This window comes from Kaistia dalseonensis (assembly GCF_030814715.1).
GTDB classification, from domain to species: domain Bacteria; phylum Pseudomonadota; class Alphaproteobacteria; order Rhizobiales; family Kaistiaceae; genus Kaistia; species Kaistia dalseonensis.
The window spans coordinates 45,038-63,215 of sequence record NZ_JAUSVO010000003.1; the positions used below are offsets into that span (position 1 = coordinate 45,038).

19 protein-coding genes and 1 pseudogene are annotated in these 18,178 nt (G+C 65.3%); 11 read left to right on the top strand and 9 right to left on the bottom strand.

All coding sequences use genetic code 11. The annotated features are described in order from the left end of the window. Positions 1-40 precede the first annotated feature (40 nt). Positions 41-1,861: a hypothetical protein gene (locus QO014_RS10595; protein ID WP_266348680.1), complete on the top strand. Its 1,821-nt coding sequence runs from the start codon at positions 41-43 to the stop codon at positions 1,859-1,861. A gap of 135 nt (positions 1,862-1,996) precedes the next feature. Next, positions 1,997-2,644, top strand: coding sequence for a ParA family partition ATPase (gene parA / locus QO014_RS10600; RefSeq protein ID WP_266348681.1), 648 nt, complete (start codon positions 1,997-1,999; stop codon positions 2,642-2,644). Positions 2,645-2,795: 151 nt separating this feature from the next. On the opposite strand, the gene minE is transcribed toward parA, so the two are convergent. The 4 genes from minE to QO014_RS10620 all read right to left on the bottom strand — a co-directional run bounded on the left by minE (position 2,796) and on the right by QO014_RS10620 (position 5,986). Further along, positions 2,796-3,080: a cell division topological specificity factor MinE gene (minE, locus tag QO014_RS10605; protein ID WP_266348682.1), complete on the bottom strand. Its 285-nt coding sequence runs from the start codon at positions 3,078-3,080 to the stop codon at positions 2,796-2,798. Next, the gene (gene minD, locus QO014_RS10610) at positions 3,077-3,892 is read right to left on the bottom strand and encodes a septum site-determining protein MinD (protein ID WP_266348683.1); all 816 of its coding nucleotides are present in this window, start codon (positions 3,890-3,892) and stop codon (positions 3,077-3,079) included. The genes minE and minD overlap by 4 nt, the downstream gene beginning before the upstream one ends. A gap of 18 nt (positions 3,893-3,910) precedes the next feature. After that, positions 3,911-4,618, bottom strand: a complete 708-nt coding sequence (minC, locus tag QO014_RS10615) for a septum site-determining protein MinC (RefSeq protein WP_266348684.1) — start codon at positions 4,616-4,618, stop codon at positions 3,911-3,913. Positions 4,619-4,921: 303 nt separating this feature from the next. After that, on the bottom strand, positions 4,922-5,986 hold the full coding sequence (locus QO014_RS10620; protein WP_266348685.1) for an LLM class flavin-dependent oxidoreductase: 1,065 nt from the start codon (positions 5,984-5,986) through the stop codon (positions 4,922-4,924). Between the two features lie 160 nt (positions 5,987-6,146). Here QO014_RS10620 and QO014_RS10625 point away from each other — a divergent pair, with 160 nt between their 5' ends. Beyond that, positions 6,147-6,722, top strand: coding sequence for a DUF1993 domain-containing protein (locus QO014_RS10625; protein WP_266348686.1), 576 nt, complete (start codon positions 6,147-6,149; stop codon positions 6,720-6,722). Positions 6,723-6,732: 10 nt separating this feature from the next. Here QO014_RS10625 and QO014_RS10630 read toward each other — a convergent pair whose 3' ends face one another. After that, complete coding sequence (locus QO014_RS10630) at positions 6,733-7,503, bottom strand: SH3 domain-containing protein (protein ID WP_266348687.1); 771 nt, start codon at positions 7,501-7,503, stop codon at positions 6,733-6,735. Positions 7,504-7,758: 255 nt separating this feature from the next. Between QO014_RS10630 and lepB the strand changes: the two genes are divergently transcribed. Both lepB and QO014_RS10640 read left to right on the top strand, forming a co-directional pair. Then, positions 7,759-8,529 (top strand): signal peptidase I, encoded by a 771-nt coding sequence (gene lepB / locus QO014_RS10635; protein WP_266348688.1) that lies wholly within the window; start codon positions 7,759-7,761, stop codon positions 8,527-8,529. A gap of 143 nt (positions 8,530-8,672) precedes the next feature. Then, entirely contained in the window at positions 8,673-9,848 is a 1,176-nt protein-coding gene (locus tag QO014_RS10640) for an MFS transporter (RefSeq protein WP_266348689.1), read from the top strand. Between the two features lie 269 nt (positions 9,849-10,117). On the opposite strand, the gene QO014_RS10645 is transcribed toward QO014_RS10640, so the two are convergent. After that, entirely contained in the window at positions 10,118-10,411 is a 294-nt protein-coding gene (locus tag QO014_RS10645) for a hypothetical protein (RefSeq protein WP_266348690.1), read from the bottom strand. Between the two features lie 159 nt (positions 10,412-10,570). Further along, the gene (locus tag QO014_RS10650) at positions 10,571-11,467 is read right to left on the bottom strand and encodes a dienelactone hydrolase family protein (RefSeq protein ID WP_266348691.1); all 897 of its coding nucleotides are present in this window, start codon (positions 11,465-11,467) and stop codon (positions 10,571-10,573) included. Between the two features lie 524 nt (positions 11,468-11,991). On the opposite strand from QO014_RS10650, the gene QO014_RS10655 reads away from it, so the two are divergent. Together QO014_RS10655 and QO014_RS10660 are read left to right on the top strand one after the other, a co-directional pair. After that, positions 11,992-12,204: a cold-shock protein gene (locus QO014_RS10655; protein ID WP_266348692.1), complete on the top strand. Its 213-nt coding sequence runs from the start codon at positions 11,992-11,994 to the stop codon at positions 12,202-12,204. Positions 12,205-12,601: 397 nt separating this feature from the next. Continuing rightward, entirely contained in the window at positions 12,602-13,105 is a 504-nt protein-coding gene (locus tag QO014_RS10660) for a type III secretion system chaperone family protein (protein WP_266348693.1), read from the top strand. A gap of 103 nt (positions 13,106-13,208) precedes the next feature. On the opposite strand, the pseudogene QO014_RS10665 reads toward QO014_RS10660, so the two are convergent. Continuing rightward, a pseudogene (locus tag QO014_RS10665) lies at positions 13,209-13,548 on the bottom strand (hypothetical protein); the annotation flags it as partial. 182 nt (positions 13,549-13,730) lie between these two features. On the opposite strand from QO014_RS10665, the gene proC reads away from it, so the two are divergent. The 4 genes from proC (at position 13,731) to QO014_RS10685 (ending at position 16,655) form a co-directional block, all read left to right on the top strand. Further along, positions 13,731-14,555, top strand: coding sequence for a pyrroline-5-carboxylate reductase (proC, locus tag QO014_RS10670; protein WP_266348694.1), 825 nt, complete (start codon positions 13,731-13,733; stop codon positions 14,553-14,555). Positions 14,556-14,634: 79 nt separating this feature from the next. Continuing rightward, complete coding sequence (locus QO014_RS10675) at positions 14,635-15,321, top strand: TetR/AcrR family transcriptional regulator (RefSeq protein WP_266348695.1); 687 nt, start codon at positions 14,635-14,637, stop codon at positions 15,319-15,321. A 54-nt stretch (positions 15,322-15,375) separates the two neighbouring features. Then, positions 15,376-15,729: a tRNA-binding protein gene (locus tag QO014_RS10680; RefSeq protein WP_266348696.1), complete on the top strand. Its 354-nt coding sequence runs from the start codon at positions 15,376-15,378 to the stop codon at positions 15,727-15,729. Between the two features lie 95 nt (positions 15,730-15,824). Then, on the top strand, positions 15,825-16,655 hold the full coding sequence (locus QO014_RS10685) for a VOC family protein (protein ID WP_266348697.1): 831 nt from the start codon (positions 15,825-15,827) through the stop codon (positions 16,653-16,655). A gap of 54 nt (positions 16,656-16,709) precedes the next feature. Here QO014_RS10685 and QO014_RS10690 read toward each other — a convergent pair whose 3' ends face one another. Continuing rightward, a complete protein-coding gene (locus tag QO014_RS10690; protein WP_266349298.1) occupies positions 16,710-18,047 on the bottom strand; it encodes an ATP-binding protein in 1,338 nt (445 codons plus the stop codon). Between the last annotated feature and the right edge of the window lie 131 nt (positions 18,048-18,178).

The window sequence follows — 18,178 nt, forward strand, 5'->3', positions numbered from 1 at the left end:
GCGCGGCCAGGCAGCGGCCTGCCGCAATGCGGGGGCGATCATGGATGATGGGCTCGTGACGGTCTGCACGGCGGATGGCCTTGGCCAGTCGCTGTGCGAAGCATCGATATGGCTGCTGAGCACCAACGGCGTTCTCGGCGCCTGGATACCGTTGCTGATCGGCTTTGCGACGGTGTTCTTCACCATACTGGTGAACCACAGCACGCGGCTCAACCGCTTCAAGCGCATCCATGGCTTCTCGCAGAACTTCGCACCGCGGCCGTTTGCCGAGGATACGCGCACCGATGCAGGGTCCGCCAAGGACGACGGCACGACGTCTGACGATGACTGGCTACGCCGCCGCGATATTCGCTATTCATCCTCGCTGGAGTTCGTCGTCACCAAATATGTGACCGATCTCGACGAGGTGCTGAAGCCGAATGACTTCGATCGGCTGAAGAAGCTCGATCGCGAGGACGATGGCTCCAGCGAAATCGAATATCTGGTCAACCGCATCCGCTGCTACAGCATGCCCGTCAATCGTCGGACGCTGTTCTACGCCCTGCCCTTCATGGCGGCGATCACGGTCGGCTGGTCGCTCGCGCTCGCCCCGACGCCATTTCTCGACCTGTTCGACAAGACGATGGCGACGCCCGGCGCCACGCAGACAGAGCCCTGCCGTTTCGATCCGACGATCCTGTCGCTGGCCTTTCTCGGCGCCTATGTCTCCGTTCTGACGATGCTCGTGCGCGCTGTCAGCCTGTTCGATCTCGGCCCGACGACCTTCTTTCGCGCGCTGCTCCACGTCGTCGGCGCCTTCGTCGCCGGCATTATCGTCTGGAACGTGCTGCTGGCCATCTTCGGCAACGACATTTGCGGCGGGCGCCTGTCGGGCGCGTTCTATCCCTTCATCTTCGCCGTCGGCTTCGTGCCGGATGCCGGCCTGCAATTCGTCCTGTCCTCGATCCTCAGCGCCATGGAAGCGCCCATCAAGCAGACCAAGACCGAGCAGCCGACCGAAGAGCAAGCCGAGAATCGGCTCGTCTTTCCGGCCGGCCTGCTGAATTTCCTGAAACTGACCGATGGCCGGTTTGCCCGCGCCACCAAGTCGATACCGCTCGACGTGATCGATGGCGTCGATTTCTTCACCCGCTTCCGCCTGAGCGAGGCCGGCGTGCAGGAGGTGCAGAACCTCGCCGTCGCCAACCCGATCCTGCTCTATGTCGAGACGCCCTATGGCATCTACCAGACCATAGACTGGGTCGGGCAGGCGCAGCTCTGCACGGTCGTCGGGCCGGAGCGCTTCCTGATGCTGCGGCAGTTCAACATCCGCACGGTCTTCGATCTCGAACGCGCGGTGCTGAGCATCAAGTCGACCACGCAACTGCGCAAGATCATCGCCGGCATCCTGCTCATGACCACCAACACGATGCGCGACATCGAGATCCTGAGTGGATCGCCCTTCCCGGACATGAACAATCCGGCCTCCGGCGCCAAGAAGACCGCCGAGGAATATACGCGCTGGGCGATCCAGCAGGCCTCGACCGCCACCAAATATCGGTTCAAGCTCGCCCGTGACCCGGCAATCCTGCCGGCGGCCACGGGAGGCCGACCCATAGCGGGCTATTATGTCTGGCCGAACGCACAGCCAGCCGGCACGCGCCACTATGCGGCCTTCGAGATCCAGAACGACAAGAGGAGCCAGATCTACGACATCTTCGAAATGGATGATGACGATGCGACCATCAAGCATATGGTGCGCGTCATCATGGATGATCTGCATGTGATGCGCCTGCGCCAGATCTGGGAAAGCATAGGCCGTACGCTCGGCAGCGATGCCGCGACGCTCGACGATTCCGAGGATGCTTTCATGGGCGCGTAGGGTCTCGCGGCCCGTGGCCGGCTAGACCGATACGCTGCCAGCGAGCAACCCTTTCCTCGCAATTGTCTTGATGCCATGGCGGGATGATGCATTGTCTCGCCCTAGGGCGCGATCAGGGCGAGGTAAAGAGCTTTCATGGCCGGAAAAGTGCTTGTTGTCTCGCAGCAGAAGGGCGGTTCGGGCAAGACGACGCTGACGGCTCATCTTGCCGTCGCGCTCGCCAAAGGCCTGCCCGTCGCCGTGCTCGACGTGGACCCGCAGGGCAGTCTCGGCCAGTGGTTCGAGCGACGCGAGCAGCGGCTGGGCGAAGAGGACATAGACCTCCAGTTCCGAACCGCGAGCGGCTGGGGCGCCAAGCGGGAAGCGCGCAGCCTCGCGCGCGACCATGCGATCGTCGTGGTCGACACGCCGCCCCGCTCCGATCTCGAAACGCGGCACGCGATCGAGGCCGCCGATCTGGTGGTCGTGCCGGTCCAGCCGACGCCGGTCGACCTCTGGGCGACGACGGCGACACTGGAACTGATCGCCAAGAGCGAGCGCGACGCGCTTCTCGTCATCAACCGCGCGCTCGCCCGCGCCGGCACGACGGACCAGATGCTGCAGGCGATCGAGAAGCTGGGCGCGACGGTGGCGCAAACCCAGATCGGTAACCGCGTCGCCTTTGCGACATCGATGGGTATTGGCGGCACGGTGCTGGAAGCCGCCCCGAAGAGCAAGGCGGCGCTCGAAGTGCTGTCGCTCTCGGTCGAGATCCTGAGGGTCATCGAAAGCGGCGGGGCCTGAGGACCTACCTTCTCCTCCCCGAGCCATGCCATGAGCAGCCGTCGGCCACGGCGTTTTTCGACAGAAGAAGCGCCCCCTCTCCATCTCTCCCCCGCTTTGCGGGAGAGAGGGCTGGACGGAGCGCTTCATCGTCAGCGCGAAAGGCCGGGCCTCAGGCCGCGGCCGTCTTTGTGTCGGTCTGCCGGCGGCGGATCGGGTTCGGCAGTTCGATCTCGACTTCGAGCGTCGAGACCGCGTCGCCGCGCTGCATCTTCACCTGGACATTGTCCTTGGGGATGTCGACATGGCGCGCGATCACCGCGAGGATCTCCTCGCGCAGCACGCCGATCAGGTCGCTCGCCCCTGCGGAGACACGCTCATGCTGCAGCAGGATCTGCAGCCGGTCGCGCGCGACGGGCGCGGAGCGCTGTGGCTTGAAGAAGTTGAAGATGGTCATGCCGCCCTCCGGCCGAACAGCTTGCTCATCAGGCCGCGACGTTCCATCGGCACGACCATCGGGATCTCCTCGCCTTCGAGGCGCCGGGCGGCGTCGATATAGGCCTTGGCCGGTGCACTGTCGCCATCGACGAGGGTGACCGGGCAGCCGACATTCGAGGCGTTCAGCACGGCCTCGCTCTCGGGAATGATGCCGAGCAGCGGGATCGAGAGGATTTCGAGGACGTCGTCGACCTTGAGCATCTGCCCGCGCTCGGCGCGCGCCGCGTCATAGCGGGTCAGCAGCAGGTGCTTCTCCATATATTCGCCGCGCTCGGCCTTGGCCGTCTTCGCGTCGAGCATGCCGATGATCCGGTCGGAATCGCGCACCGAGGAAACCTCGGGGTTCGTCACCACGACAGCGACATCCGCATGACGCATGGCGAGCATAGCGCCGCGTTCGATGCCGGCGGGTGAATCGCAGACGATCCAGTCGAAATGCTCGCGCAATTCGTCCATCACGCGGGCAACGCCCTCCGACGTCAGCGCATCCTTGTCGCGGGTCTGCGAGGCCGGCAGCAGGAAGAGCGTGTCGAGCCGCTTGTCGCGGATCAGCGCCTGCTGCAGCTTCGCCTCGCCCTGGACCACATTGATCAGGTCATAGACGACGCGCCGCTCGGCCCCCATGACGAGATCCAGATTGCGCAGGCCGACGTCGAAATCGACGACAGCGACCTTGTTGCCGTTCATAGCGAGCGCCGCGCCGATCGCAGCTGTCGACGTGGTCTTGCCGACCCCGCCCTTGCCCGATGTCACCACGAGTACCTGAGACATTTCTCTCTCCTTGCTGGCTCAGGCCAGCGCCGCCATGTTCATCTTGTCGTTTGCGAGCCAGGCCTGGACCGCGCGCCCCCGGAAGGACGGGTCGATTTCGTCCGCGGTCTGGTAGAGCCCGTCGATCGCAATCAGCTCGGCCTCGAACTTCTGGCAGAAGATCCGCGCCGCGGCATTGCCGGTGGAGCCAGCGATAGCGCGCCCGCGCAGCGTCCCGTAGATGTGGACGGAGTTCCCCGCGATGATCTCTGCGCCCGATGCGACGGAGCCGAGCACGGTGACATCGCCCTGCGGGAAGATGATCGACTGGCCGGAACGCACCGGTTGCTCGATCAGCAGCGAGGGGATCGTCCGTTCGACGAAGCCCTGCTGTTTGGGTGGCTCGGCGGAAGGCTTGTGCAGAATTTCCGTCTGCTTGCCGCCCGAAACCGAAGGCGGCATGCCGAAACCGAGCCAGGACGGATCGGCGCCCTCGACCCCCATCACCTTGATCTCGCGCTTGAACAGCGTCTCGATCAGGTCCGTGAAATCACGCTTGGTGATGGCGAGGCCAGTGACGTCGAGAATGACGGGCCGGCTCGCGAAATAGCCCTGCGAGCGGCCAGCTAGCTTGTCGAGCTCGGCGAGCCATTCGTCGAGCGGCAGTTCGGGAGCAAGGACGGTCGCGAGGAAGGACCGGCCTCTGAAACGGATCGCTGCGCGGGTTTGTTGAGCTTTGTTCGCCACGGTCGCTGTTTGCCTTCTGTTAAGCAATTTGTGCGGCCGCGTGGTTAATGAAGCGTTAATTCGCGCAATGAGCCCTGTTGAGAAGTCCCGGAAATGCGAGGTTTTTCAATGCCGAGGGGGTTGGAGTTTTTTTCCCGCCCCCGCGGGCCAGCCGGCGCCGGAAAGGCTCCCGTGGCGGCATGCCGCAGGGTCACCGCCACGCCTTAACGGAACCCTCCGACGAATCGCGGTGGGCGACCGGGCAGGCTCCTGCCGTGCCCGGCGCGGTCAGCTGCGCCTTGGCTCCCTCGTGTGCGAGGCGCCTTAGCCGATGGCGCTCTGCGCCGGCTCGGCCTTGGCGGCGACGGCCTTGCGGACCGCCGGGGCGACCTTGGTGCCGTAAAGCTCGATCGACTTCATCATCTTGTCGTGCGGCAGCGTGCCGACCGAGAACTGGATCATGAAGCGGTCATGGTTGAAGAGCTCGTGCTGGTAGAGGATCTTCTCGGTCACTTCCGCCGGACTGCCGACGAACAGCGCGCCATTCAACCGGCGCTGCGCCTCGAACTGCCCGCGCGTCGTCGGCGGCCAGCCGCGCTCGCGGCCGATGCGGCTCATCTGGTCGGCAAAGGGCGGGAAGGCGATATCGGCCGCATCCTGCGAATTCTCGGCGATGAAGCCATGCGAATTGATGCCGACACGTAGAGTGGAAGGATCGGTGCCCCCTTCCCGCGCCGCGCGGTGATAGAGATCGACCAGCGGCTGGAAATGGGCGGGATTGCCGCCGATGATCGCGATGGCGAGCGGCAGGCCCATGACGCCGGCACGTGCCACGGATTGCGGCGTGCCGCCGACCGCGATCCAGATCGGCAGCGGGTCCTGCACGGGACGCGGATAGACGCCGCGATCATGGATGGCGGCGCGCAGCTTGCCTTCCCATGTCACGCGCTCGCTCTCGCGCAGCGCCAGCAAAAGATCGAGCTTCTCCGCGAAGAGATCGTCATAGTCGGCGAGGTCGTAGCCGAAGAGCGGGAAGGACTCGATGAACGAACCCCGCCCGGCCATGATTTCGGCGCGGCCCTTGGAAATCAGGTCCAGTGTCGAGAATTGCTGGAACACGCGCACCGGGTCATCCGAGCTCAGCACCGTGACCGCGCTCGTCAGGCGAATGGTGCGCGTGCGGGCGGCTGCGGCGGCCAGCAGCACGGCCGGCGCCGAGATCACATAGTCGGGACGGTGATGTTCGCCGAGCCCGAAGACGTCGAGGCCGAGTTGGTCGGCGAGCTCGATTTCCTCCAGCAAATTGCTGATGCGCTGCTGCGGGCTGATGCCGGCGCCGGTGACGGGATCCGCAATGGCGTCGCCGAACGTATAGATGCCGAGTTCCATGGATCACCTCGCTTGCGGCGCCTGCCCGAATGGTATCGCCCTGCTGCTCCACCCTATATGGCATTGAGCGACAACCTCTATTATCCACCCTGCGAAGACAGACCGTCCACCGGCATCAATCGGGATGGCGGCAAACCGGCCCAACAGGCGAGCCCATGCGATGACGCTTTCGATGTACGGCGCTTCGGTGCCGGTCTTTATTTCGATGCTCGAGAACAGTTCCGCCATCCTCGGCAAGGCCGAGGCGTTTGCGGTCGAAAAAGGACTGGACCCGGCGGGGCTGCTCCGTCTGAGGCTCGCGCCCGACATGCTGCCGCTGGTGCTGCAGGTCCACATCATCACGGACGGGGCGCGCGGCAGCGCCGCAAGGCTGGCCGGACGGCCGTTGCCATCGGCCGAGGCGCTGGATTTCGCTGTCTTCAATCGGGGTGATGAGGGGCAGTTCAGCGCGGCGGAGGAGAGCTTCGCGGCTCTTGGAGCGCGGCTCCAGCGTAGCCTCGACTATCTCCGCGCGCTGCGGCCGGATGAGATCGACGGCTCGGAAGAGCGGCCGGTCGTCCTTGCGATGGGTGGCAGAACGCGGAGTTTCGAGGGCCTGCCCTTCCTGCTGCACTACGCGCTGCCGAACTTCTATTTCCACGTCGCAATGATCTACGCGATCCTGCGCCATGCGGGCGTCGCGCTCGGCAAGCGCGACTATGAGGGTGCGCCGGTCTATGTGAGCGGCGCACGCTGATCCTTGGGCCTCAGAGGCAGGGATGCGTGAAGGTGCATTCCTGCTGCGGCGACTGCGGCAGGCCGGGCGGCGGCGGCGGGCGCGTCTGCTGGCCCGGCCCGGGCGGGAAGCCCGGCGGTGGCGGCTGAACCTGCTGCTGCCCGTTGTTCGGCGGTGGCGGCGGCCGGTTCGGCGGCGGCTGGTTGCCACCCTGGCCCTGGTTTGGCGGCGGGCGCTGTCCGCCCTGCTGGGGCGGCGGTGGTCCGTTGCCGGGCCGTCCATAACCCGGAGGCGGCGGGCGATAGCCGGGCCCGCCATAGCCGGGCGGTGGCGGCGGTCGGTTGCCCGGGCCGTAATAGGGTGGTGGCGGTGGCCGGTTGCCTGGGCCGTAATAAGGCGGCGGCGGAGGCGGTCGGTAACCGGGCCCATAATAGGGCGGCGGCCGATAGCCGGGGCCGTAATAGGGCGGCGGATAGCCGGGCTCGATGATGACTGGCGGCGGCACGATCACGGGCGGGCCGCGATAGACTGGCGGCGGGCCGCGCATGCCCTCGAGATAATTGTCGGAAACCCAGCCGGGCGGACCGCCCTGCGTCACCTGGCACCAGCCGCCCGTGCAGCCGAGAATATCTACGCCGACACCGGCCGGCAGCGTGCCGAGCTTGGGATAATTGGTGCCCGGGCCAGTGCGGATATTCACATTGCCGGTCGTGAAGGCGTCCTGGGCCTGCGCGGCGGCGAGCGGTGCGAACAGGCCCGCAGCCATCAACGCGCCGGCAAGCAGCCTGGACATACGCATCATCAACCTCCTTGGGCACAGAGCCCTGATCGTCACCGGCGCAACCGCCCATCGAGGCGCTGCAAGAAGGCGCCGGTCTGCTTCAACGTTTCGCCTCGTGGCCCGTTCCAGAGCCGAATCGACGGCATGATAGCCGTTCAAATGCGGTTCCGCGCGGCCCCGCAAGCGGCCGATGCGCGCGGCCTCGCGGACTCCGGTTGCCGTTCCCCTGCGCTTCCCCTAAATGACGTTCACCCCAATAGGCCGGAATTTGCCTGAATGTCCGAAATCGACAAGACAACCGCCAAGAAGGAACCTTCCAAGGAAGGGCTTGGCGGCACGATCCGCGTCTTCGCCGAGGCGCTGATCATCGCGCTGATCGTGCGGACATTCCTGTTCCAGCCCTTCGAGATTCCATCGGGCTCCCTGATCCCGACGCTCGAAATCGGCGACTATCTGTTCGTCTCCAAATATTCCTACGGCTATTCGCGCTACTCCTTCCCCTTCGGCGCGGCGCCGTTTTCAGGCCGCATCTGGGGCACGATGCCCAAGCAGGGCGATATCGTCGTCTTCAAGGGCCCGAAGGACAATTCGACCGATTTCATCAAGCGCGTGATCGGCCTGCCCGGCGACACGGTGCAGGTGAGCGAAGGCCGGCTCTACATCAACGACAAGCTGGTCGAGCGGAAGGAAATCGCCCCCTACCAGACGCGCGATTTCTTCGGCAACACGATCGAGGCGCCGCGCTACGAAGAGACGCTGCCGGACGGCGTCGTGCACCAGATCATCGAGATCGAGGGTGATCGCGGCAGCTTCGACAATACGCCGAAATATGAAGTGCCCCCGGGCCATCTGTTCATGATGGGCGACAATCGCGACAATTCCGCCGACAGCCGCGACATGAACTCGATGGGCTTCGTGCCTTACGAGAACGTCGAGGGCAAGGCGCAGGTGATCTTCTTCTCGGTCGATCAGGACGCCCGGATCTGGGAATTCTGGCGTTGGCCGTGGACGGTGCGCTGGAACCGCATCTTCACCTCGATCAACTGATCGCTGGTTCAGGCGCGGCACGCGGCGCGCCTGGTTTTCTCGCATCGCACAGTGCAAATCCTACGGATGCTGCATTGCAAAATTCATAAGGCTGACGTCTAACTAATGATAGCGGTTCGCCGCTTCATTCCCGGACGCCATCCATGCCGATCGCACTCTTTGCGCTGACCATTGCCTCCTTCGGCATTGGGACCACCGAATTCGTCATCATGGGCCTGTTGCCGGATGTGGCACGCGATCTCGGCGTGTCGATCCCGAGCGCCGGCCTGCTGATCACCGGCTATGCGCTGGGCGTGGTCGTTGGCGGGCCGATCATCGCGATCGCCACCGCCAAGCTGCCGCGCAAGACAACCCTCGTCGGCCTCGCCGCCCTCTTCGTCATCGGCAATCTCTTCTGCGCCATCGCGCCGAATTACGGGTTCCTGATGGCTGCCCGCATCGTCACGGCGCTCGGGCATGGCGCCTTCTTTGGCATTGGCGCCGTCGTCGCCGCCGACCTCGTGCCGCGCGACCAGCGCGCCCGCGCGCTCTCCATGATGTTCGCAGGGTTGACGCTCGCCAACATCCTCGGCGTCCCGGCCGGAACCGCGCTGGGGCAAGCGTTCGGCTGGCGGTCGACCTTCTGGGTCGTCGTCGCCATCGGCCTCGTCTCCGTCGCTGCCATCCTCGCCTGGGTTCCGCGCGCCCGGGGCGTCATGGCGCCCGTCAGCATCGTCAGCGAATTCCGCGTGTTCCGGAAGAAGCAGGTCTGGCTCGCCATGCTCATCAGCGTCGCGGCCTCGGCGAGCATGTTCTCGGTCTTCACCTATATCGCGCCGATCCTGCAGACGATCACCGGCGTCTCGCCCCATGGCGTCACCTGGATCCTGCTGCTGTTCGGCCTCGGCATCACGATCGGCAATCTGGTCGGCGGCCGCCTCGCCGACTGGAACCAGATGGCGACGATCATCGGCGCGCTGACGCTGCTGACCTTCGTGCTGGCGCAGTTCACGCTGTCGAGCCACTCGCTGATCGGCGCCTGCCTCACGATCTTCGTCTGGGGCTTGCTGCTGTTCGCGCTCGTGCCGCCGCTGCAGATGCGCGTGATCGAATGCGCGTCGGAGGCGCCCAACCTCGCCTCCACGCTCAATCAGGGCGCCTTCAATCTCGGCAATGCCACCGGCGCCTGGGCCGGCGGCGCGGCGATCACGCTCGGCATGACCTTCGACCAGCTCCCGCTGCTCGGCAGCCTGCTGGCACTGGTCGGCCTCGGCGTCGCGATCTTCTCGCAGGGCCTCTCCAGGCGCGAAAAAGAGCCGACCCCCGTCGCCGCTGAATAGATGCGGCGGTCATCCGCCGGGCATTGGAAGATGGACGGGACGGCCGACCGGCCATCTCCCGACCGGCAGCGGCGCCATGCACCCCTTCGCCGGCATGCGCCCCGCCCACAGGTCGCGCGCCATCGCCGAACGCGTATGGCGACGATGGCCGGCGGCAGGGCCAACCTCACGCGCGATGCGTCGATCTGGAATCAATGAAAACGCACCACCTGCGGCGCGACAAGCGCGCCGTCAGGTCGGTCGGGCGGACAGCCTTGCCCGCGGGCGCGTCAGGCGCTCCGCTTCAGCGCCACACGCGGTGGCAGGACCGAACGGGCGGCCACGGCATGGACATGTGCGCCGGCGCTGCGCGTGCGATCCAGCCACTGCGCGCGCGGTGACGGCAGGTCGAGCCCACGCGGCGCCATCAGGCGCGCCTCGAAAGCCGACCCCTGTCCCGCGCCTGCCTGCGCAGTGACCACGGAATCATCAAACGGGTTCTCCCCGAACGCGGCGCTCGGCAGCATGATGCTGACCCAGACAGCCCCGGCGGCAAGCAGATTATCAGCTCCCATCCTCGTCATCACGACACCCCAAGAACCGAAACTCGGTATAAACGGCCACTGCCCAAATGCGTTCCGGCGAGCGCCGATTTATTGCGCTCGCCGGAAGATCTTTGTTTCAGTCTGCAATATGCAGTGACCGTGCCAATATGATGACGATCCTGAGGTTTTTCGGACCGATCAGCCGAGATTCGCTTTCAGGAAGGCCACCGTTCGTGACCAGGCCAGATCGGCCGCCTTCTTGTCGTAGCGGGCGGCTGACGTGTCGTTGTTGAAGGCGTGATTGGCGCCCTCATAGACGAAGACCTGGTAGTCGACGCCGGCCGATTTGAGCGCCGCCTCATAGGCCGGAATGCCGGCATTGATGCGGTCGTCCAGACCCGCATAATGAAGCATCAGCTTTGCCTTGATCTTAGGCACGTCGCCGGCCGGTGGTTGCATGCCGTAATAGGCGACCCCGGCAGCGAGATCAGGTGCGGCAACCGCGATGCGATTGACCAGCCCGCCACCCCAGCAGAAGCCGATCACGCCCACCTTGCCGTTGGAGGCGGGATTGGCCTTCAGATATTCAACCGCCGCAATGGCATCGGTGAGTGACGCCTCCGGCGCGAGTTTGCCGATCATGTTGCGCGCCTGGTCCTCATCGGCCGGCGTACCCCCACTGCGCGACAGGAGATCGATACCCAGCGCCAGGAAGCCCTCGGTCGCGAAGCGCCGCGTCACATCCTCGATATGCGGATTGAGGCCGCGATTCTCATGAATGACGAGTACGGCCGGGAGCTTGCCCGCCGCATCCTTCGGCTTGGCGAGAAGGCCCGAAAGCTCGGTTTCGTCAGCGGAGGGAAAGGACACCCGCTCGGTCACGATCCGCGCGTCGTCCGGCGCGAAGACGGCCGCATGAGCCTTGTCGGCGGCGAGCATCGGCACGATCGCCGCGGCGGCCGCGGACCCTCCGGCCAGACGACCGAGCTTATCCATGAAGCCACGGCGGTCGAGCGTCAGATGGGTATATTCGTCATAGAGGTTGATCATCTCCTGGGTGATGGCGGGGGACTTCGTTTCGACAGTCTCGGTCATCAGTCTCTCCTCATGGCGGACTGATACGAATTGGCGCGGTGGGTCCCAGGATCAAGACGTTACGGAAGGCGCCGAGGCGATCGGCCTTCCGGCTCGAACCATAACGTCCAGCCACGCGCCATCCGGTTTTTTCCGATCGAAGAGATCCGACAGACGATCCGGACGAATCGTACGGTCAGGTGAAGATCAGGCACGAAGATCGCGTGCGCTGAAACCCGAATTTCACACCGGCATCAATATTAAGGGTCAAAGCCTGCACCGACCTGAAGTCCATGATCTGTCTTACTCTTGGTAAGCAATGCCATTGCCTTCCGGGCGTTCGTGCCGCATTATTTGACCGCAAGGGCAGGCAAAGACCCGACGGAGACTGGACGAACGCGCGTTGGATGGCAGCATCCACGGGTGGCTGACATAGACGGCCGAACGATAACCGGAAGACGCTGAGACCTTTCGCCGACTTCTGAATGCCTGAGTGAGACCGGCCGTTGCAGTGCGGCCGGAAGCGGAGTGGGAAAGGATCAGCAATGCGCCAGACTGGTACGGTCAAGTTCTTCAACGCTTCGAAGGGCTTTGGCTTCATTACACCGGATGACGGCGGCAAGGACGTGTTCGTCCATGTCACCGCCGTGGAGCGTTCGGGCATTTCGGGCCTCAATGACGGCATGCGGATCTCGTACGAGACCGAGCCGGACAAGCGCGGCAAGGGGCCAAAGGCCGTCGATCTCCAGCCCGCCTGAGGCTGAGCGAGATTAACCGGGAGGGCTTCGAGAGGCCGCCGCTCATCCGGCGGCTTCTTGCCTTTGTGCGCCGCAATGGCCGCCATCGGGCCCGTTCAGGCCGATCCCACGCGCCCAAAGCCCAAGGAAAAGCTCGCCTTTGGGGCGCCTTCCACATTCATTCAATTTCGCGAACAAAAGTGATCGCGCAATTTCGATCGCGCTCTATATACTGATTCTCAATGGAGATTCGCGCTGATCCACCATGCGCCCGACGTTGAGCTCGATATGAGAAGCACTCTAGGCGGTCTACGCCGGAACGTTTCTTGCTCGGATCGGAATTGGCACCGAAAGGTCCGCTTTCGATAGTCGACTTGTTGCACTGCGTTTTCCACCCGATCAAGCGCGAGGATCGGCCATGAGCCTCATCGAATTCGAGACAGAAGACCGTCAGTCTAATCCGGTCGACATGATCGAGCATATCGCTGCGATCAATGACTGGAGCTTCGAACGGTCGGGCGACGACGAGATCACGATCTCGATCGGCGGCGGCTGGTGCGATTACCATGTCTCCTTCTCCTGGATGGAGGACATGGAAGCGGTTCATCTCGCCTGCGCCTTCGATCTCAAGGTGACCGAACCGCGCAAGACCGAGGTCACGCGGCTGCTTTCCCTCGTGAACGAACAGCTCTGGATCGGCCATTTCGACCTCTGGAGCAAGGAAGGCGTCGTCATGTACCGCCAGACCATGCTGCTGGCCGGCGGCGCCGAGCCGAACAGCGCCCAAGTCGAGGGCCTGCTCGAAAACGCGGTCGAGAGCTGCGAACGCTATTATCAGGCGTTCCAGTTCGTCGTCTGGGCCGGCAAGTCGGCGGCCGAGGCGCTGGAGACCGTGATGTTCGAGACGGTCGGCGAAGCCTGACGCACGGACCAGCCGTTCCGACCACGATCCGCTGCCATGGCCGGCGTCAACCGGCCATGGTGACCATCGGCTGGATCGATCTGCCTCCCCTGTCTCGCCCCCATCAGGCCGAGCGCTCGTTGAGCGTGGCCAGCACGCGGTCCTGCTGCTCGATCGACGGTTGGGCTGCGTGCGGGCGGCGATAGACGCCGCCGCTCTTTCCGAGCAGGTCGGCATGCCGGCCTTGCTCGACGATCGCGCCATCCTTGACGACGAGGATGCTATCGGCCCGCGTGATCGTGGCGAGGCGATGCGCGATGACCAATGTCGTGCGACCGACCGGCAATTCGGCGAGCGATTCCTGGATCGCGCTCGGTGACGAACACATCCTGTTGCACGATGCCGATCTGGCCGCGCAACGATTTCGGCGTCGTGTCGCGAATATCGATGCCATCTATGGTGATGGTGATCGTGATCGCGCCCGACTCGAACCCAGCCCGCCGGCCGATCCGGCGCGCCCCATGGATGGGAAATTGGCCCGCGCGACACTTCGGTCACCGCGCGCCGGAACCGAACGCAAAACCGGGTCCCACTTTGGCGCGCTATGCTCTAGACAAGGCTGGTCTCGAAAAAGCGCGGTTCATCCATGTCGTTTTCTTCCCTCACCCCCTCCTCCCCCCTGATCCTGATCGGCGCCGGCAAGATGGGGGGCGCGCTCCTCACCGGCTGGCTCGCGCGCGGCCTCGACCCGAAGGCCGTCATCGTCGTCGACCCCGCGCCGCCGGCCGAGACACGGGCGCTGCTGGAACATTATGGCGTCGCGCACCGCACCACCCCGCCCGAGGGCGTCAAGGCGCGCGTCCTGCTCCTCGCCGTCAAGCCGCAGATGATGGGGGCGGCCCTCCCCGCCGTCCATGCGCTGGTCGGGCCTCAGACGATCACGGTCTCGATCGCCGCCGGCACCACCATCGCCACGCTCGAGGCGGCACTTGGCGGCGCGATCGTGCGCGCCATGCCGAACACGCCGGCGCAGGTCAGCCGCGGCATGACGGGCGTCTACGCCAATGCCGCCGTGCCGGCAGATGGCCGCGCACTGGTGACGGCGCTGCTCGACGCGGTCGGCGAAGTCGGCTGGGTCGAGAGCGAGAGCCTGATCGACACGGTGACAGCCGTCTCGGGTTCGGGCCCGGCCTATGTGTTTCTGCTGGTCGAGGCGCTGGCGGAAGCGGGCGTCGCGGCCGGCTTTAGCGCGGAACAGGCGGCGCGCTTCGCTCGCCAGACCATCATCGGCGCGGGCGAATTGCTGAACCAGTCGGATCTGCCGGCCGACATTCTGCGCAAGAACGTCACCTCGCCGAACGGCACCACGGCGGTCGCGCTCGCGGTGCTGATGGACGCCGACGGCTTTGGCCCGTTGCTTGGCCGCGCTGTCGCCGCCGCCAAGCGCCGCGCCGAAGAACTCGCCGGATAGGCCGATCTGCCGATTTCGACGCGATCCGGCCTCGCCCTCGCCACGAGCGTTCCCTAGATTGGGGAAAACAGGAGATGAGATGATGGCGAACGAAGAAACCAAGGCTCGGATCGTCGACGCGTTTCTGGCCCTGCTTGGGCGCAAGCCTTTTGGCGAGGTCGGGCTCACCGAAATCGCCGACGAGGCCGGAATTTCGCTCGGCGAACTGCGCGGCGCGTTTGACGGCAAGATATCGATCCTCGCCGATTTCACGCGCCGGATCGACCGCGCCGTGCTCGATGGCGTTGAGCCCGCCTCGGACGAGGACACCAGCCGCGATCGCCTGTTCGACATTGTGATGCGCCGGCTCGACCTGCTCGCGCCCTACAAGGATGCGCTCGGCCATCTCGAAGCCTCGGCCCGGCGTGATCCGGGCCTCGCGCTCTGCCTGAACCGAATTGCGCTCGATTCCGCCCGCTTCATGCTGGCGGCGGCCGGTGTTTCGACCGGCGGACTGCAGGGCGCCGCCCGCGCGCAGGGTTTCGTCGTGATCATGGCGCGGATCATTCCGATCTGGCGCGCCGATACCGATCCCGACCAGTCGCGCACCATGGCGGCGCTCGACCGCGCGCTGGAGCGGGCGACCGACTGGTCGCGCCGTGCCGACCGGGCCGGCCATGCGCTCTGCGCCCTTGCCCGCCGCATCGATCGCCACCGCCCGAGCCGCGCGCGGCAGGCCGAGCCTCAGGCAGGCCCCGCAGAGGCGAGCGAACAGCCCGCCGCTTGACGGCACGGCACGCGGCCATGCTAGTTCGGATCCGGACACATACGGAGACGGGCCATGGACGCGGCGGCATCGCAGACGATCAGCTTCGACGATTTCCTCAAGGTGGATATCCGCGCGGGAACCATCGTCGAAGCCGTGCCGTTCCCCGAGGCGCGCAAGCCGGCCTACAAGCTGGTTATCGATTTCGGGCCTGAAATCGGCCGCAAGAAATCCTCGGCGCAGATCACCAAATACTACACGACCAATGAACTGGTCGGCCGGCAGGTCATGGCGGTGGTCAACTTCCCGCCGCGGCAGATCGGCCCGTTCATGTCGGAAGTGCTGACGCTCGGCATGCCGGATGGCGAAGGCAATGTCGTGCTGACCGCGATCGAGCGCACCGTGCCCAATGGCGGCCGCCTGTACTGACACGGCGCCAGCACACAGTGTTCACCCAACTGGCGCTTATCGGGCGACGGCCTGTTCACTAGATTGAGATCAATCGAACAGAACAGGAGATCGCAATGAGTGATCCCATCGTTGCCGAACACGCCCTGCCCTTCGCACTGACCCGCCCGATCCATGTGGCGGAAGTCGGCCTGAAGGCGCACGACGTCGAGAAAGTTGCCGACTATTATCGCGCCGTGCTCGGCCTGGAGACGATCTTCACCGGCGGCGGCCGGATTGCGCTCGGCGCGGGCGGCAAGGTGCTGCTCGACATTGCGCCGCTTCCGCCCGGTGGCCTTGCCGATGATCCGCGCAGCGCCGGCCTCTTCCACACCGCCTTCCTGATGCCGACCCGCGCCGATCTCGCGCGCTGGATCGTGCATGCCGCCGGCAAGCGGTTCCCGGTCGACGGCATGGCCGACCATCTCGTCAGCGAGGCCTTCTACCTGACCGATCCGGAAGGCAATGGCGTCGAGATCTATTCCGACCGGCCGCAAAGGGACTGGGGCTGGGACGGGAAGAGCGTCCGCATGGCGACCGACCCGCTCGATGTCGACGCGATCGTGCGCGCCGGCGGGAATCCGCCGCCGCCCCAGGCGGGCGCGCCGGAGGGTTTGAGCATCGGCCATGTCCATCTGCGCGTCGGCGATGCCGGTCCTGCCGGCGAATGGTGGACCTCGGTGGTGGGCCTCGACGAGACGGCGCGGATGCGCGGGGCGAGCTTCCTCTCCTCCGGCGGCTACCATCACCACATTGCCGCCAATAGCTGGCAGAGTCGTGGTGCCGGCCAGCGCGATCCGAAGCGCAGCGGTCTTGCCTATGTGATGCTGACCGGCTCCGGCGTGACGACCGAGCGCGAACTGGTCGATCCATGGGGCACCGTGATCCGCATGACGCCGGGCGCCTGACACAAGACCCCGGCTTGAACCCGCCGTCTCAGGGCCGGTTCGAGCCGGACATGCTCACGCCGGGATGCGGATAGTCGCGATCAGGCCGCGCACCGGCGCCGGGGCGAGCGTGACGTCGCCGCCATGGGCGCGCGCAATGTCGCGGGCGATCGGCAGGCCGAGACCCGTGCCGCTGTCATCCAGGGTCCGCGCCTCGTCGCGCCGATAGAACGGGCGGAACACGGTTTCGAGTTCGCTTTCGGGAATCCCCGGCCCGTCATCCTCGACATTCACGACCAGCCAGCCATCATCGTGCGCGGCCCTGATCGCGACATGCTCGCCGTGACGACATGCATTCATCACGAGATTGCCGAGCGCGCGCTTGAAATCGCCTGGACGGATGCTGACGATCGGATCACCGACAAAGGTGCTGATCACGTCATGGCCGACGCGGTTCGCCTCCTCCGCTACCTCGTCGACCAGCACGCTCATATTGGTCGGCACGGTGGGCCCGCCCGTGTCGCCCCGCGCAAAGGCGAGATAGCCCTCCAGCATGCGCTGCATGTCGTCGACATCCTTGCGCATGGCGCAGACATCGTCGTTCTCGCGCAGCAGCGCCAGTTGCAGGCGGAAGCGCGTCAGCACGGTCCTCAGATCGTGGCTGACGCCGGCGAGCATGGCGGTGCGCTGCTCGATCTGGCGCTGGATGCGATCGCGCATCTCGATGAAACTCGCTCCCGCCCGCCGCACCTCGCGCGCCCCGCGCGGCTTGAAATCCGGAATCTCGCGGCCCTTGCCGAAGCTCTCCGAGGCATCGGCCAATTGCTGGATCGGGCGGATCTGGTTGCGCAGGAAGGCAATCGCGATCACCAGCAGCACGAGGCTGGTGCCGACCATCCAGAAGATGAAGATCTCGGAATTCGAGGCATAGGTCTGGCTGCGCCGGGCGAGCACGCGCAGCACCTTGTCGCCGAGCTGGATCCGAACCTCGACCAGGTTGGACTTGCCGAGCGTATCGATCCAGAACGGCTTGGCGATCTGCGTGCTGATCTCGCTCGAAAGCGCACTGTCGAGCAGCGAAAAGAAGGGCTTGGGCGCGGCTGGCGGCAACGGCTCGCCGGGTACGACCGAGATGATCAGGCCAAGCCTGTCCTGCGCGATGCGGATGATCTGCTGGTAGGTCGGATCCTGCGGATAGGTGTCAATCAGGTCGACGATCGCCGCAATATCGCGGACCGTCGCCGCCGAAAGGCGCCGCGTCACCGTCTGCCAGTGGCGCTCCATGAAGACGAAGGCGACGACCGATTGCAGGATGACGATCGGCGCGATGATGATGATGAGGGCGCGGGCATAGAGCCCCTTGGGCATCGCCTCGCCGAGGCGGGCGCCGAACCAGCGATAAGGCGCGAGCATCAAGTCGATCGCCGGCTGCGCCTTGCGGAGATTGCGCCGCATGGCGTTGATGGCGGGCGAGCGGCCGAAGCGGCGAACGGCGGCGACCGCCGGCCAATCGGCCCAGGAGCCGATCCGGCCGGTCCTGTGGA